Source organism: Variovorax sp. GW458-11-26-14-LB1 (genome assembly GCF_059423965.1).
Genome location: NZ_JBWKYW010000033.1, coordinates 60,355 through 75,336, shown reverse-complemented (window position 1 = coordinate 75,336; position 14,982 = coordinate 60,355). Strand labels below are relative to the sequence as shown.

General features: G+C 68.7%; 16 protein-coding genes. 5 read left to right on the top strand and 11 right to left on the bottom strand.

Translation table 11 applies throughout. The features are described 5' to 3' along the window. Positions 1-1,009: signal recognition particle-docking protein FtsY (gene ftsY, locus AC07YS_RS20895; RefSeq protein WP_495273739.1), on the top strand; the 1,009-nt coding region annotated here is incomplete at its 5' end. 128 nt (positions 1,010-1,137) lie between these two features. On the opposite strand, the gene AC07YS_RS20890 is transcribed toward ftsY, so the two are convergent. From AC07YS_RS20890 to AC07YS_RS20880, 3 genes are all read right to left on the bottom strand, one after another. After that, positions 1,138-2,178: a hypothetical protein gene (locus AC07YS_RS20890; RefSeq protein WP_159272993.1), complete on the bottom strand. Its 1,041-nt coding sequence runs from the start codon at positions 2,176-2,178 to the stop codon at positions 1,138-1,140. Between the two features lie 193 nt (positions 2,179-2,371). Continuing rightward, on the bottom strand, positions 2,372-4,171 hold the full coding sequence (locus AC07YS_RS20885; protein WP_495269438.1) for an ATP-binding response regulator: 1,800 nt from the start codon (positions 4,169-4,171) through the stop codon (positions 2,372-2,374). Then, positions 4,168-4,887, bottom strand: a complete 720-nt coding sequence (locus AC07YS_RS20880) for a response regulator transcription factor (RefSeq protein ID WP_095950908.1) — start codon at positions 4,885-4,887, stop codon at positions 4,168-4,170. Before AC07YS_RS20880 ends, AC07YS_RS20885 begins: the two co-directional genes overlap by 4 nt. 144 nt (positions 4,888-5,031) lie before the next feature. Between AC07YS_RS20880 and AC07YS_RS20875 the strand changes: the two genes are divergently transcribed. Further along, the gene (locus AC07YS_RS20875; RefSeq protein ID WP_095746687.1) at positions 5,032-5,496 is read left to right on the top strand and encodes an Mpo1 family 2-hydroxy fatty acid dioxygenase; all 465 of its coding nucleotides are present in this window, start codon (positions 5,032-5,034) and stop codon (positions 5,494-5,496) included. A 46-nt stretch (positions 5,497-5,542) separates the two neighbouring features. Here AC07YS_RS20875 and AC07YS_RS20870 read toward each other — a convergent pair whose 3' ends face one another. Next, positions 5,543-6,361: an aminotransferase class IV family protein gene (locus AC07YS_RS20870; protein ID WP_495269437.1), complete on the bottom strand. Its 819-nt coding sequence runs from the start codon at positions 6,359-6,361 to the stop codon at positions 5,543-5,545. A gap of 114 nt (positions 6,362-6,475) precedes the next feature. On the opposite strand from AC07YS_RS20870, the gene AC07YS_RS20865 reads away from it, so the two are divergent. Together AC07YS_RS20865 and rpoH are read left to right on the top strand one after the other, a co-directional pair. Further along, the gene (locus AC07YS_RS20865; protein ID WP_495269436.1) at positions 6,476-7,393 is read left to right on the top strand and encodes a LysR substrate-binding domain-containing protein; all 918 of its coding nucleotides are present in this window, start codon (positions 6,476-6,478) and stop codon (positions 7,391-7,393) included. A 136-nt stretch (positions 7,394-7,529) separates the two neighbouring features. Further along, a complete protein-coding gene (gene rpoH, locus AC07YS_RS20860; RefSeq protein ID WP_495269435.1) occupies positions 7,530-8,471 on the top strand; it encodes an RNA polymerase sigma factor RpoH in 942 nt (313 codons plus the stop codon). Positions 8,472-8,538: 67 nt separating this feature from the next. Here rpoH and AC07YS_RS20855 read toward each other — a convergent pair whose 3' ends face one another. The 6 genes from AC07YS_RS20855 to AC07YS_RS20830 are packed head-to-tail and all read right to left on the bottom strand — an operon-like array spanning position 8,539 to position 13,725. Then, positions 8,539-9,369 (bottom strand): DNA alkylation repair protein, encoded by an 831-nt coding sequence (locus AC07YS_RS20855; protein WP_495269434.1) that lies wholly within the window; start codon positions 9,367-9,369, stop codon positions 8,539-8,541. 16 nt (positions 9,370-9,385) lie between these two features. Beyond that, positions 9,386-10,006, bottom strand: coding sequence for an SCO family protein (locus AC07YS_RS20850; protein WP_447746932.1), 621 nt, complete (start codon positions 10,004-10,006; stop codon positions 9,386-9,388). A 17-nt stretch (positions 10,007-10,023) separates the two neighbouring features. After that, on the bottom strand, positions 10,024-10,929 hold the full coding sequence (gene cyoE, locus AC07YS_RS20845; RefSeq protein WP_095950890.1) for a heme o synthase: 906 nt from the start codon (positions 10,927-10,929) through the stop codon (positions 10,024-10,026). Continuing rightward, on the bottom strand, positions 10,926-12,149 hold the full coding sequence (locus AC07YS_RS20840; protein ID WP_390348757.1) for a COX15/CtaA family protein: 1,224 nt from the start codon (positions 12,147-12,149) through the stop codon (positions 10,926-10,928). The genes cyoE and AC07YS_RS20840 overlap by 4 nt, the downstream gene beginning before the upstream one ends. 24 nt (positions 12,150-12,173) lie before the next feature. Continuing rightward, positions 12,174-12,857, bottom strand: coding sequence for a redox-active disulfide-containing membrane protein (locus AC07YS_RS20835; protein ID WP_062481371.1), 684 nt, complete (start codon positions 12,855-12,857; stop codon positions 12,174-12,176). Beyond that, positions 12,841-13,725 (bottom strand): SURF1 family protein, encoded by an 885-nt coding sequence (locus AC07YS_RS20830; protein WP_495269433.1) that lies wholly within the window; start codon positions 13,723-13,725, stop codon positions 12,841-12,843. The genes AC07YS_RS20835 and AC07YS_RS20830 overlap by 17 nt, the downstream gene beginning before the upstream one ends. 27 nt (positions 13,726-13,752) lie before the next feature. Between AC07YS_RS20830 and AC07YS_RS20825 the strand changes: the two genes are divergently transcribed. Then, positions 13,753-13,983: a twin transmembrane helix small protein gene (locus AC07YS_RS20825; RefSeq protein ID WP_062481367.1), complete on the top strand. Its 231-nt coding sequence runs from the start codon at positions 13,753-13,755 to the stop codon at positions 13,981-13,983. An 80-nt stretch (positions 13,984-14,063) separates the two neighbouring features. Here the strand turns inward: AC07YS_RS20825 and AC07YS_RS20820 are convergent, their stop codons facing one another. Then, the gene (locus AC07YS_RS20820; protein WP_062481365.1) at positions 14,064-14,945 is read right to left on the bottom strand and encodes a cytochrome c oxidase subunit 3; all 882 of its coding nucleotides are present in this window, start codon (positions 14,943-14,945) and stop codon (positions 14,064-14,066) included. Between the last annotated feature and the right edge of the window lie 37 nt (positions 14,946-14,982).

The following is a 14,982-nucleotide window of genomic DNA, read 5'->3' as shown; positions in this document are numbered from 1 at the left end:
TCCTGCGCCTGCTCCCGTCATCGCGCCTCCGCCGCCCCCTCCGGCGCCCGTGCCCGCACCGCCTGCCGCACCCGTCGCCGTGGTCGTCGAGCCGGCCCCCATCGCCACCGAGCGCAAGAGCTGGTTCGACAAGCTCAAGACCGGCCTGCGCAAGACCGGCACCGGCATCCAGGCCGTGTTCGTCAACGCGCAGATCGACGACGCGCTGTATGAAGAACTCGAATCGGCACTCTTGATGGCCGACACCGGCGTCAAGGCCACCGAGTTCCTGCTCGACGACCTGAAGGGGCGCGTCAAGCGCCAGATGGCCACCGACGCCTCGCAGGTCAAGCGCCTGCTGGCCGACGCCGTCACCGACCTGCTCAAGCCGCTGGAGAAGCCGCTGGTCATCGGCGAGTACACGCCCACCGTGATCATGGTGGCCGGCGTCAACGGCGCGGGCAAGACCACCTCCATCGGCAAGCTCACCAAGCACCTGGCCACCGAAGGCGCCTCGGTGCTGCTGGCCGCGGCCGACACCTTCCGGGCGGCGGCGCGCGAGCAGCTGCTGGTCTGGGCCGACCGCAACACCGTCGAGATCGTGAGCAACGAAGGCGGCGACCCGTCGGCCGTGAGCTTCGACGCGGTGAACGCCGGCAAGGCGCGCGGCAAGGACGTGGTGCTGGTCGACACGGCCGGCCGCCTGCCCACACAGCTGCACCTGATGGACGAGCTCAAGAAGATCAAGCGCGTCGTCACCAAGGCCGACGCCACCGCGCCGCACGAGGTGCTGCTGGTGATCGACGGCAACACCGGCCAGAACGCGCTGGCGCAAGTCAGGGCCTTCGACGAAACGCTGGGCCTCACGGGCCTCATCGTCACCAAGCTCGACGGCACCGCCAAGGGCGGCGTGCTGTGCGCCATTGCGCGCGAGCGGCCGATTCCGGTGTACTTCATCGGCGTGGGCGAAAAGCTCGAAGACCTCGAGACCTTCAACGCCCGCGAGTTCGCGCAGGCGCTGCTGGGCTGATCGGCGCTTTCGCCGCCTTTCGCTTCGGTCAAAAAAAACGGTCCCCGACTCGCGCCGGGGACCGTCAGCTCCCTGTCTTTCTTTTTTCTCCCTTTGTATTTCCCCCTGCGTGTGTGCCTCTTCGGGAATCAGAAACCGAACAGTGACGTCGGACCGCACACCGGGCTGGCGTTGCAGTTGGTCGGCGTGAAGTAGTAGGCCTTCTGCTCGCTGGTGCCCAGCGCCAGGTGACCGAGCAGCGCCGCCTTCTTGGCCCCTTCGGCGTTCGCCTGCTGGATGAGGGCCGTGGTGTTGGTGCTCGGTGCGAGCGAATAGAAGTTGAAGGTCGCCGACTGCGACAGGTCCTTGGCGTAGAGCACACCGTTGCCCCCCGCAAAGAGGAGTTCGCCCCGGAAACGGAAGCCACGGCTTCCGCGCTCGTTGAATTGCGCAAGGTACCCAGCGTGATCACCGCTGATGTCACCCATCTCGTAGGCGAAGGTGGCGTTGCCAACCGAGCTCTTCTCATAGACGGCGACCGTGCCCGCCGGATCTCCGGTTATGAATGCGGTCGTCCGGTTGAAAAAGCCGCTCGCGCCTTGGGTGTTCGCCTGCGTCAGGTAGTCCGCCTTGCTCTTGGGCGCCAGCTCGACACGGTAGCTGTAGGTGGCAGTGTCGGCGCTGCTCTTCTGGTAGAAGTAGAAGGTCTCGCCACCGACGCTCCACTCGCCCGCCCATTGGAAGCCCCGCGCACCGGCTTCATTCAGCTGGTTCAGCAGGTCCGCGTTGGACGTGGCCTGCGGCTTCTTCTCGTAGCTGTAGGTCGCATCGACGGTCTTCACGAAACCATCGACCTGATCGACAGTGGTCGGGCTGGCCATGAAAGAGAAACCGCTCAGGAAACGGAACCCGCGCGCGCCCTGTGCCGCGAGGCTGTCGAAGAAGGCCGACGTGGCGGTCGCAGCCGGCAGGCCCTCGTACAGGAAAGTGGTCGCGCCCGGATTCGGCGCGGGTGCGGGGGCCGGCGCTGGTGTGGGTGCAGGCGCCGGGGCTGGTGCCGGTGCGGGCGGCGGGGCCGGCGGCGGCAACACGAAGCCACCACCACCGCCGCCGCTGCCCCCACCTCCGCACGCCGTCAGGGCCAGCAGCGCGGCCGTCGCGGCGGCCACTGCAGCAGGTTTGAAATTCATGGTCACTCCCTTGTCGATTCTTGTTCGGTGGCAACGCGGACCGCTGTCCGTCGACGCCGTGGAAACCCGAAATTACGACGGGGCCGATGTTCCCGGCAGTGCCAAAAGTCATTGCATGTGTGCCTATCCGAATCGATCGGCACGCAATGAACTACAACGTATTCACTTTCGACCGCAAGCTGTGTGCGGGACGCTACGACGCCGCTGTGAGCCCCGCCATGGCCTGCAGCAGCGCATCGGGCGCCACGGGCTTGAACAGCACGGGCACGCCCGACTCGCGCACGCGCTGCAGGCGGTCGGGCGAGGTCTCGCCGGTGATCAGCAGCAGCGGCAGCTCGGTGCCCAGGTGCCGACTCAGGCGCAGGCCCACGTCGAGGCCGTCGACGCCGTCGGCCAGGCGGTAGTCGCACATCAGCAGGCCGAAGGGCCGGCCTTCGGCGCGGGCCTGGTGCAGCGCCTCGGCTGCGGCGGCCTCGTCGGCGACGGCGTGCGCATCGATCGCGTGCGAGCGCAGCAGGCCGGTCATGGCTTCGCGAATTTCAAGTTCGTCGTCCATCAACAGCACGCGACCAGGCAGCGTGGCCGCGCGCCGACGTGCAGCCAGTTCGACACTGCCGGCCGGAAACGGGCCCACGAGCGCACTGACCTGCGGCGGCACGGTTGGCAGCACGACGCGAAAGTGCGTGCCCCGGCCCGGGCGCGAATGCATCTGCACCGGATGGCCCAGCAGGCGCGACAGGCGGCGCACGATCGACAGGCCGATGCCCAGGCCGCGCGCACGGTCGCGGCCCGGGTTATCGATCTGGTAGAACTCTTCGAAGATGCGGTGCGACTGCTCGGGCGCGATGCCGATGCCGGTGTCGCGCACCTCGATCCACACGGTGTCGCCGCGGTCGCGCGCCGTCACGGTCACACCGCCTTGCACGGTGTACTTGAGGGCGTTGTCCATCAGGTTGGACAGCATGCGGTGCAGCAGCTGCGGATCGCTGCGCACCCACAGGCCGCTGGCGCGCACGCGCAGCTGCAGCTCCTTCTGCTCGGCCTGCGCCGAGAAGGTGTGGTTGAGCGGCAGGAACAGCGCATCGAGCTCGACCGGCTGCGGCGACGGCGTGATGACGCCGGCGTCGAGCCGCGACACGTCGAGCATGGTGTCCAGCGACGCGCCCAGCGCGTTCACGGCGCGCATGAGGCGCTCGGCGTTGCGGCTCTCGGGACGGCCGCGCAGCTCGTTCTCGAGCGCGGCGCCGAACAGCGCGATGGCGTGCAGCGGCTGGCGCAGGTCGTGGCTGGCGGCGCCGAGGAATCGGGTCTTTTCTTCGCTGGCGCGCTCGGTGGCTGCGATCTGCTCGCCCAGGCGCGCGGCCAGCGCCTCGTTCTCGAAGCGCAGCATGAGCGAGTCGGTCAGCAGCCGGTGCTGGCGCACGCCGGCGTGCAGCGTAAGCATCAAGTAGGCCGAGCCGGCCGCGGCCAGGAACAGGTGCAGGCCGTCGCCCTGCCAGGCCAGCGCGATGATCATGCCCAGGGACATGGGCAGCGTGTAGCCGAACAGCGCGGGCTTGAGCGGCCACAGCGACTGCGCGGCGCGCGCGCAGCTGCCGACGATCACGGCCATCAGCAGCGAGGTCATGGGCAGGTTCTCGTGCGGCACGATGAACCAGGGCACCACCGCCGTGATCATGCTGACCAGCGTGACCATGCGCGAGATCTTGCGCGCCCAGTACGGGCTCTCGGAAGCCGGCTTGTCGGGCGTCCAGCGCGGCGTGAAGAAGACGTAGATGTCGACCGCCACCAGCGCCGCCATCCAGAACAGCAGGCGCGCATCGCTGAGCTGCGAGTAGATGATGCAGCCGAACACGATCACGAAGCCCAGGTGGGTCAGCGTGGAGATGCCGTAGGTGTCGTAGACCGAGCCGACGTGCTCGCGCAGCACGCGCTGGCCCAGCAGCTGGCCGGCGGCGGCGTCGCCGCGGCCCGCCAGCGTGGCGCCGCTCAACGCAGCATGCTGATCAGCTGGGCGCGCGAGCGCATGCCGAACAGCAGCAGGATGGTCGAGACATGGTTCTTCACCGTGCCCTCGCTCAGGTTGGCCAGTTGCGCGATCTCCTTGTTCGCCTTGCCTTCGAGCACCCACTGCAGCACCTGCATCTGACGCGGCGTGAGCTCCTGCCAGGCGCTGGCGTGCGCGAACTCCGCATACCCCGACAGCGACTTGGGCAGCGACGCGGGCGGCAGCGGCTGCTGCGGCGTGCCGTCGGCCTCGAACAGGCCGCAGGCGCGGATGAAGCCCACCATCTCCTTCAGGTCGGCGGACTTGGGCAGGAAGGCGCTGGCCCCGAGCGCGAGCGCGCCCTGCGCCAGCGTGCTGTTGGCGGTGCCCGAGAGCACCACGACGCGCGCCGCCGGAAAGCGCAAGCGGAACTCGGCCAGGCCGCTGAGCCCGTGTGTGTCGGGCAGCGCGAGGTCGAGCAGCACGAGGCCGATGGCCGCCTCGTTCGCCGCGTAAAGCGCGAGCGCGTCGGCGATGTTGCCGGCCTCGAACACCGCGATGCGCGCGCCCGAGGTGGCGGCTTGGGCCTGCACCAGTGCGCTCACGCCCAGGCGCAGCAGGTCGTGGTCGTCCACCACCAGGATCGCGCCGGACACGCCGGCGGGCACACCGATGTCGGTGGTGGGCGGCAGGGGTGCGGAGGGGGAGTCGAAAGAGGCCACGGATTTGATCTTAGCGGCGCAAGCCCCGCGCGACAGTGCCCTAAGTCATGGCGCCCTGACCCGGGCTGGCGCCACTTGCCACGGCGCGGCGCCGTGGGCACCATGGACGTCTTGCCGCAACGCACGGCGCCCCGGAGACCTACCATGACCCACACTGCCGCCGCCCCGCTCGCCACCAGCGAGCGCAAGGTCGACCGCCTCCTCGCCCACTACGAGGAGAGCCACCGCCATCCGACCAACGAGCTGATCCACTTCGTGGCCATTCCCGCGATCATGCTGAGCATCGTCGGGTTGCTGTTCGCGATCCATCCGTGGGTGGCTTACGCCTTCGTGGCGGCCAGCCTCGTGTACTACGCCCTGCTGCGCTCGCCGGCCTTCCTCGTCACGATGCTGGCGCTCACGGTGCTGGCGCTGGTGGCGGTGCATGCGATGGGCACCGCGGTGGCGCCGGTGTCGGCGGCGATCTTCGTGGTGGCGTGGATCTTCCAGTTCGTCGGCCACAAGATGGAAGGCAAGAAGCCGTCGTTCTTCGAGGACATCCAGTACCTCTGGGTCGGTCCGCTGTTCGTGCTGTCGAAGCTGTTCGTCAAGCTCGGCATTCGCTGGTAGCCAGCGGGTAATCTGGCGCGCAGCTTCCGCGCGCGAGAGGCGTCCTTCAGGGCGACACGAGCGGCTCGGCCTCATGGGCCCGGTGCAGCAGTTCCACGAAAGCCGGCGCTGCCGGCAACGCCAACTCGCCGATGCGGTGCACCGCCACGCCCGGCGTCCACGAGTTCATGACCACGGCGCCGGCCAGCGCGGGCAGGTCGGCCATCCGCAGCACCTGGCTGCGCTGCGGGACACCGAGGCGCTCGAGCTGCCGGCGCACGATGCCCATCGTGGTGCCGGCCAGGATCTCGGCCTCGGGCCACACCACCGCCTCGCCGTCCCAGAAGGCCAGGTTCCAGATCGACGCTTCGCCGAGCCGGCCGTGCCGGTCGAGAAAGGCCGCGTCGTCGAAGCCCTGCGCGACGGCCTGGCGCAGCAGCTGGGTCTTGGCGCCTTCACCGACATGCTTCACGGCCGGCAGGAAGCGCTCGTGTTCGATCGCGGCCAGGGTCAGCGGGCCGGCGGGGCCGTTGGAAGGCGGGCCGGTGCGGACCAGCACCTCGGGCACCGCGTCAGCCGCGGTGAACTCGCCGGCCGAGGAGTAGACGGTAGCCGTCAGCGACAGGTCCGCCGGGCCGGCCGCGAGCGCCGCCCGCAGGTGGGCGCGCACCGTGTCGTCGGGCAACGCCTGGCCGAACAGGGTCTGCGAGGCGAAGCGCAGCCGCGCCAGATGAAGGTCGAGGCCCCGCACCCGGCCGCCACGCACCTGCATGGCCGTGAAATGGGCGTGGCCGGCGAAGGCGAGCGACGCCAGGTCCGCGGCGAGCACCGGCAGGCCGCTGCGTTGCACGACAAAGGAAGAAGGAGAAGGGACGCTGGCGGACATGGTTTCGTGGCTCCTGGATGGGATGGATCATCAAGTTCCTGAACTATCCCGCGTTGACTTCCCCAAGAGAAACGAATAGTTTTTGGAAAATCATCAAGAACCATTTGAAGATCGATGCACCCCAGACTGCTCCCCGGCACCCGTGCCCTGCGCACCTTCGAGGCCGCCGGGCGGCACCTGAACTTCACCCGGGCCGCCGAGGAAGTCGGGCTGACACCGGCGGCCGTGAGCCACCAGATCAAGGAGATCGAGGACCAGCTGGGCGTGGTGCTGTTCACGCGCACCAGCCGCAGCATCCGCCTCACGCCGGCCGGCGCCGTGTGGTTCGAGGCCACCGCCGACGCGCTCGACACCCTGCGCCGCGCCGCCGGCCGCGCCCGGCGCATGGCGCGCGGGGCGGCGACGCTGCGGCTGTCGACCAGCGCCCGTTTCGCGACCAACTGGCTGCTGCCCCGGCTGCCGCAGTTCCGCGCTGCGAACCCGGGGCTGGAACTGGGTTTCGATATTTCCGACGCGCTGCGGGACTTCGACGCCGACGACATCGACGTGGCGATCCGCTTCGGCAACGGGCAAGACCCAGGCACGCGCGCCCAGCGGCTGTTCGACACCGTCATCGTGCCGGTCTGCAGCCCCAGGCTGCTCGCCAGCGGGCCCCCGCTGGCAACGCCGCGCGACCTGCTCCAGCACACGCTGTGCTACGTCGACTGGAAGACCGACGGCATGGTCTGGCCGAACTGGCCGATGTGGATGGCCGCGGCGGGCATCGAGGGCTTCAACGACAGCCGCTGCATCGGCTTCGCCGACTCGAGCGACGTGGTGCGCGCCGTCACCGAGAGCGGCATGGTCGGCCTGGCCGACCTGGACATGATCGGAGCCGACCTCGCCCAGGGCCGGCTGGTGCGGCTGTTCGACATCGGCGTGCCCATGGCAGCGGGCTACGCCTACCACCTGGTCTACCCGGAAGGCAGCGCTGGGGACCCGCGCATCCTGGCGTTCCAGGACTGGTTGCTGGGGCAGGCGTCCAGGACTTGAAAAACGCCAAACGGCATACAAATATCCAACAAATCGCGACAAAAGCTATCGCAACGATAGAAACCCAAGGGAACCCTTGGCTTAGCACTCCCTCTAACCGAGTGCTAATATGACCGCCACAAAGGAGTTTCCCCTGATGACAATGCTGTCTGGAGTCTCTGCCAACCAGCTGGCCGTCGCCAACCCCTGGTCGATGGTCCCCCCGCTGGGCAACCTGGATGCCTACATTTCGGCCGCCAACCGCCTGCCGCTGCTCACGCTCGAAGAAGAGCAGGGCTTCGCACGCAAGTTGCGCGACCAGAACGACCTCGAAGCCGCCGGTGCGCTGATCCTGTCGCACCTGCGCCTGGTCGTGTCCATTTCCCGCCAGTACCTGGGTTACGGGCTGCCGCACGGCGACCTGATCCAGGAAGGCAACGTCGGTCTCATGAAGGCCGTGAAGCGTTTCGACCCCGACCAGGGCGTGCGGCTGGTGAGCTACGCCATGCACTGGATCAAGGCCGAGATCCACGAGTACATCCTGAAGAACTGGCGCATGGTCAAGGTCGCGACGACCAAGGCCCAGCGCAAGCTGTTCTTCAATCTGCGCTCGATGAAGCAGGGTTTCAAGGCCGACTCGGCCGCGGCCGACAACGGCACGCACCGCGAGACGCTGAGCCCCGACGAGGTCTCGCAGATGGCCACGCGCCTGAACGTGAAGCCCGAGGAAGTGCTCGAGATGGAAACCCGCCTGTCGGGCGGCGACGTGCTGCTCGATCCGGGTCCGTCCGATGACGGCGACGAAGGCTTCGGCCCCATCGCCTACCTGGCCGACGCCACGCAGGAACCGACCGCTTTGCTCGAATCGCAGCAGCGCGACCGCCTGTCGAGCGACGGCATCGCCACCGCCCTGGAGGCGCTGGACGACCGCAGCCGCCGCATCGTCGAAGAGCGCTGGCTCAAGGTGAACGACGACGGTTCGGGCGGCATGACGCTGCACGACCTGGCCGCGGTGTACGGCGTGAGCGCCGAGCGCATCCGCCAGATCGAAGTGGCGGCGATGAAGAAGATGAAGAAGGCGCTGGCCGAGTACGCGTAAGCGTCACGACCGCCCTCCTCCACGAAAAAGCCCGGCAGTGCCGGGCTTTTTTTCGTTCGGGGGCGCTTCAGGGCGTCGACTTGGTCAGCGTGCGCAGCGCCCGCTTCGCGATGTAGCGGGTCTCGGCAACCGGCGACTCGGCCACCCAGCGCGTGCACAGCGTCTCGACCCACTCGGGCTGCGTCTTGCTCGCGTCGTTGAGCCAGTTGGCGACCGAGTTCTGCACGTAGCGATGCGCGTCGGCACGCAGCGGCTCCAGCAGCGGCAGCGCCAGCCAGGGCTCGGTCTTCAGCGTCTCGATCTGCGCGCACCACACGCCGCGCGGGCGCGTGAGCTCGCTGGCGAAGCGGCGCACGTTCGCATCGGCATCGGCCACCCAGGGCTGCAGCAGCGCCAGCGCTTCGTCGAGCGAATCGATGACGCTGTCGCGCACCGCCATCCAGGCGAACTCGCGCACGCCGAAATGCGGGTCGGCGGCAAAGCGGCGCACGGCGTCGAGCTGGGCCGCCAGCGGCAGGCCCGACAGCGTGATCCACTGCACCGCCCAGCAGCGCGCCACGTCGCTCGCGTGCGTGGCCAGCCGGTGCGCCACGGCATCGCGTTCGACGTGTTCGGCCGTCATGTCGTACAGCGCCCGCGCGATGTGGCTGTGGCGCTGCATGGGCTTGAAGGCGGCCAGCATGGCGAGCGTGTCGTCCAGCCGTTCGTGCGCCGCATCGAGGCCGACATGGCCCGCCACGCTGCGCGCGAGCAGCGGCAGTTCGAGCGCGAGGAATTCGTTGAGGTTGACGGTCTCGAGCAGCCCGCCGTTCAGCGCGCCCAGCACCTCGGGCGGGATGAGCGCGATGCGGAACGCGCCCTTGCGCGACTTCAGGTGCGCGACCGATGCGGCGTCCATGCCCCGGGCGCCCGGCTCAGGACGCGAGCAGCGTCTTCAGGTCCGACACCATCGCCGGCACGCCCGCGCCGTAGCGCGCGTAGAGCCGCAGGCGGCCCTGCGGGTCGTAGATGTAGCTGGCGGCCGAGTGGTCCATGGCGTAGCTGGTCGGCGTCTTGCCGTCGACCTTCTTGTAGTAGACCTTGAAGTCCTTCGCGACGGCGGCCAACTGCTCGGGCGTGGGAATGAGCGCCACGAAGCTCGGGTCGAACGCGCCCATGTAGGCCTTGAGTACCTCGGACGTGTCGCGCGCCGGATCGACGGTGACGAACAGCACCTGCAGCTTGCTGCCGTCGGCGCCCAACTGCTGCTTGACCTGTGCCATCTCGGTCATGGTGGTCGGGCAGACGTCGGGGCACTGCACGTAGCCGAAGAACAGCACCACCGCCTTGCCCTTGAAGTCGGCCAGCGTGCGCACCTTGCCGTCGGCGTCGGTGAGCGAGAAGTCTTTGGCGTAGTCGGCGCCCGTGATGTCGACCGCCTGGAAGCTCTGCTTCGGCTGCTCGCTGCAGGCCGAGAGGCCCAGGCCCAGCGTGGCCGAGGCGGCCACCCAGCCGGCCGTGGCGGCGATCGATTTCAGGGCATTGCGCTTGTTCATGGGCAGGTCAGGTCCGGTCAGCGGAGGTAATGGTCGACGAGCAGCGCCGCGAACAGCACGCTCAGGTGGATGAGCGAAAACCGGAAGGTCTTGCGCGCCAGCGTGTCGGAGTAGTTGCGCCACAGCGCGAAGGCATAGCCGGTGAAGCCGATGCTCACGCCGATGGCGACCACGAGATAGAGCCAGCCGCTCATGCCGTAGATGAAGGGCATCAGGCAGGCGGCGAACAGGATGAAGGTGTACAGCAGCACCTGCAGCCGCGTGAACTCGTTGCCGTGCGTCACGGGCAGCATCGGCAGACCGGCCTTGCGGTAGTCCTCGACGCGGTACAGCGCCAGCGCCCAGAAGTGCGGCGGGGTCCACAGGAAGATGATGAGGAACAGGATCAGAGCCTCGGGACCGACATCGCCCGTCATGGCCGACCAGCCCAGCACCGGCGGCATGGCGCCCGAGGCGCCGCCGATCACGATGTTCTGCGGCGTCAGCGGCTTCAGGATGACGGTGTAGATCACCGCGTAGCCGACGAAGGTGGCAAACGTGAGCCACATGGTCAGCGGGTTGACCGTGAACCACAGCAGCGCCGAGCCCGCCGCGCACAGCAGCGCCGAGAACACCAGCGCCTGCATGTCGCTGAGCTGCCCGCGCGCCGTGGGGCGCCAGGCGGTGCGCTTCATCTTGGCGTCGATGCCCTTCTCGACCAGGCAGTTGAATGCGGCGGCCGCACCGGCCACGAGCCAGATGCCGATGCAAGCCAGCACGCCGCGCTGCACGTCGGCCCACGACGGCAGGCCGGGCACGGCCAGCACCATGCCGATGAGCGCGCAGAACACGATCAGCTGCACCACGCGCGGCTTGGTGAGCGCGTAGAACTGGCGCAGCACGTTGGCGGTGCTGGCGTGCTGAACAGGAATCGGGGTGCTCACGCGGTGGCTTTCTTCGGTTGGGGGGTGCCGCGCGCATTGTCGACGGCGCGCGGAATCGGTGCAGCGGCGGCGCTTTCGCGCCGGCTCTCGCACAGCACCCAGGTCAGGACCACGGCCAACGCCGCGGCGCCGCCGGTGTGGAGCACGGCGGCGGCCAGCGGCCAGCCCAGCAGCACATTGCCCAGGCCGGTGGCCAGCTGCAGCAGCGCCAGGCCGGCCAGCCAGTGCGCCTGCGCGCGCAGCGCCTCGAGGCGGCGCAGGCGCCAGGCCAGCAGGCCGAGCGCCACGAACACGGCGTACGCCATGAGGCGGTGTGCGTAGTGGATGGCGGTGAGCGCGGAAAAGTCGAGCGGCTGGCCGTCGCCGGTCACGCCGAGATGGCGCCAGATCTCGAAGCCCTGCGCGAAGTTCATCGGCGGCCACCAGCTGTCCTGGCAGGTCGGGAACTGCGTGCAGGCCAGCACCGCGTAATTGGTGCTGACCCAGCCGCCAAGCGCGATCTGCAGCACCAGCAGCACCGCCGTGGCGATCAGCCCGTTGCGCAGGGCTGGCGACACGGCCGTGGGCAGGCGCTGCGCCGCCACCTGGCGGTAGCGCACGGCCTGGATGCACAGCAGCGCGAGCAGCACGATGGCGCCCATCAGGTGCATCGTGACGATGGCGGGGAATAGCTTCCAGGTGACGGTCATGGCGCCGAAGGCGCCCTGCAGGCAGACCCAGACCAGCGTGGCCGCGGGCCACCAGGCACTGAGCACGACGTGGTGGTGCGCGCTGTCGACCGGCGGCGCGGGCTGGCGCCGCTGGCGGCGGCGCACGATCCAGGTCGCGCCGGCCAGCGTGAGGATCAGCACCCCGACGCCGGTCGCGAGGTAGCGATGGACCATCTCGATCCAGGCCTTGCTGTGCGTCACCGGGCCGGTCGGCTGGGCCGCCTGCGCCATCGCGATCTCGTGGCGCGCGCCGGCCGGGCTGGCGTTGCCGTAGCAGCCGGGCCAGTCGGGGCAGCCCAGGCCCGAATCGGTGAGCCGCGTGAAGGCGCCGAACAGCGTCAGGTCGAAGGTGAGGAACAGCGTGAGCACGGTCAGCGCATGCAGCCGCCGCGCGGGGCCGGAGCCGGCATTGCGGCGCCACACCCAGACCAGCGGTCCGAGCGCGAGCAGCACGCCGGCGCCCATCATCCAGGCGATCGGCGTGAGGTCGTAGAGGGAGCTCGTGTCCATGAGGCGGTGGTTGTTCGCGCGGGCTCAGCGGCCCGCTTCGTCCCACGACGACGAGGCGCGCAGCAGGCGGTCGATGTCGCGCTTGGCGCGGCTCGCGCCGGCGGCGTCCATACGGGCCGGGAAACGCATCATCCAGTTGCCCATCGGATCAACCACGTAGAGGTGCTCGGACAGCGCGTGCCCTTGCACGGGCGCGAGCCAGCGTGCCAACTGGTCGGCCGGCACGCGCAGCACGGTCGCGCCGTGCAGGCCGTTGGTCAGGCGCTCGGGCACGGGCGCCGCGTCGCTCACGAGCCAGACGCGGTCCAGGCGATCTTTTTCGCGGCCCAGGCTCTCGCGCAGCTGGCGCTGCAGGTACAGCTGCTGCTCGCACAGCGCATCGCAGGCGGCGTCGGCCACCGCCACCAGCAGCCACTGGCCCTTGAGCGTGGCCAGCTCGACCGGCGCGCCACTGCGGTCGGTTGCCGTGAGGCGGGGCATCTCGCGCTGCGGATCGATCAGCTCGCCGTACACGCTGCGGCCCTCGGGGCGGATCACGTAGTAGGTGAAGTACGAGGCGATCACGGGTGCTGCGCACATCAGCAGCACGGCGATCATCTTCCAGCGCCCGTGGACGGTGCGACGGTTCTCGGCCTCGTCCAGCGCCTGGCCCGGCGACGGCATCGAGTGCACGGTCAGGCCCAGCGGCTCGTCAGAGGCCGCGGCCATCGCGTGCGCGGCGCCGCGCGCGCCGGAAGGGGGAGATGAATTGGAACCAGACATAGAGGATGACAACGAGGGCCGACAGGCCGAACCACTGGAATGCGTAACCGTAGTGCCTCTCCAGGCCCAACGCCGGGGCCGGCCAGTCGCGCTGCAGGCCCTCGGACGCCGGCCCGCTCTGCTGCAGCGACACGTCGGTGCGCAGCGGCAGCTGGGTCTCGCCGCGGAATGCCTCCAGGTCGAGATTTTGCCGGATGGGGGAAGACCCCTGAATGCCCGGTGCCGGAGCGGTGGGGCCTGACGCCACGGGGGCCGGTGCGGTGGCCGATGCCGCGGGCGCCGGTGCAGCCGCAGCCTTTGCGCCGAGTTCGAACAGATGGCTGGGCGGCGGCTCGATCAACGCCGTGAGTTCGACGATGCCGGGCGGCGTCTCGACCACGCCGAGTTGCGTGCGGTCGACGAAATTGCGCTGCACCCAGCCGCGCTGGACCATCACGGCCTGCTCGCTGCCTTCGAGCGCGAACGGCGTCAGCACGTAGAAGCCCGGCGTGCCGTGCATCTGGCGGTTGTCCAGGTAGACCGTCTGCGCCGTGAGCCACAGGCCGCGCAGGCGCACCGGCCGGTGCATTTCACCGGCTGCTTCGCCCAGCGCCAGGAACTCGGCCTGCGACAGCGGGGCTTTCAGCTTCTGCGCATCGATGCGGGCCTGCAGCGCCTCTTTCTGCGCGGCGCGCGACAGCTGCCAGCGGCCCAGCGACACGGTGGCGGCCAACGCCAACACGGCGGCCAGCGTGACGATCAGGAAACGGCCCCGGCCCGCGCGGCGGCGCGGCGTGGCAGAGGAAACGAGAGGCTCGGAAGGCTCGGGGGTCACTGGAGCGGACGGGGCGTGCGGCCGATAATGCGGGTCATGAAATATTTCGTCGCCCTGATCTTTCTGGGCATCTTCGCGAGCCTCGCTTTCGCGCTCTACTTCATGCTGAAGGACGGTCGCGACGGGCAGAACAAGCGCGGCGGCATGGCCCGCGCCCTCACCTTTCGGATCGGCCTGTCGGTCTTTTTGTTCCTGTGCATGCTGCTGGCCTGGAAACTCGGCTACATCCAGCCCACCGGGCTCCCGCTCGGGAAGTAACAGATGGTGCTCGTTCCACGAGAACCATGAAAAAGGCGCCTTACGGCGCCTTTTTTCTGGAATGCCGTGAGGTTCTTCGCTCAAAGCCAATAGACCAGCACGTACAGGCCCAGCCAGACCACGTCCACGAAGTGCCAGTACCAGGCGGCGCCTTCGAAGCCGAAGTGACGCTCGGCGGTGAAGTGGCCCTTCTGCAGACGCAGCGTGATGAACAGCAGCATCAGCATGCCGATGAACACGTGCAGGCCGTGGAAGCCGGTCAGCATGAAGAAGGTCGAGCCGTAGGTGCCCGAGCTGAGCTTGAGGTTCAGTTCGGTGTACAGGTGGAAGTACTCGTAGCCCTGCACGCCCAGGAAGATCACGCCCAGCAGCACGGTGAGCCACATGAAGCGGATGCACTGGGCGCGGTGGTCGGCGCGCAGCGCGTGGTGGGCGATGGTCAGCGTCACGCCCGAGCTCAGCAGCAGCGCGGTGTTGATGGTCGGCAGCCAGAACGGGCCGACGGTCTGGAAGGGCTCGATGATGCCGGCCGGCGAACCGGTCACGCCGGCGGCGACGCTGGGCCACACGGCCTTGAAGTCGGGCCAGAGGATCGCGTTGTCCAGGCTGCCGAGCGTCGGCAGCGCGTGGGTGCGGGCCCACCACAGCGCCGTGAAGAAGGCGCCGAAGAACATCACTTCCGAGAAGATGAACCAGCTCATGCTCCAGCGGTACGAGAGGTCGATCTTGTGGCCGTACTGGCCGCTCTCGCTCTCGCCGACGGCAGCGCGGAACCACACGAAGAGCGTGCCGAGCCAGATCACCATGCCCAGCAGCAGCGACCAGGCGCCCCACTGGTGGCTGTTGATCCATTGCCCCGCGCCGAGGATCACGAAGAACAAGCCGATCGCGGACACGACCGGGTAGGCCGAGGGTCCGGGCACGAAGTAGTAGGGCGTGGTGCCGTGGGTGGTTGAACTCATATCAGCTCCTGGCTTTCTTTCTTCTCTCGATTCAATG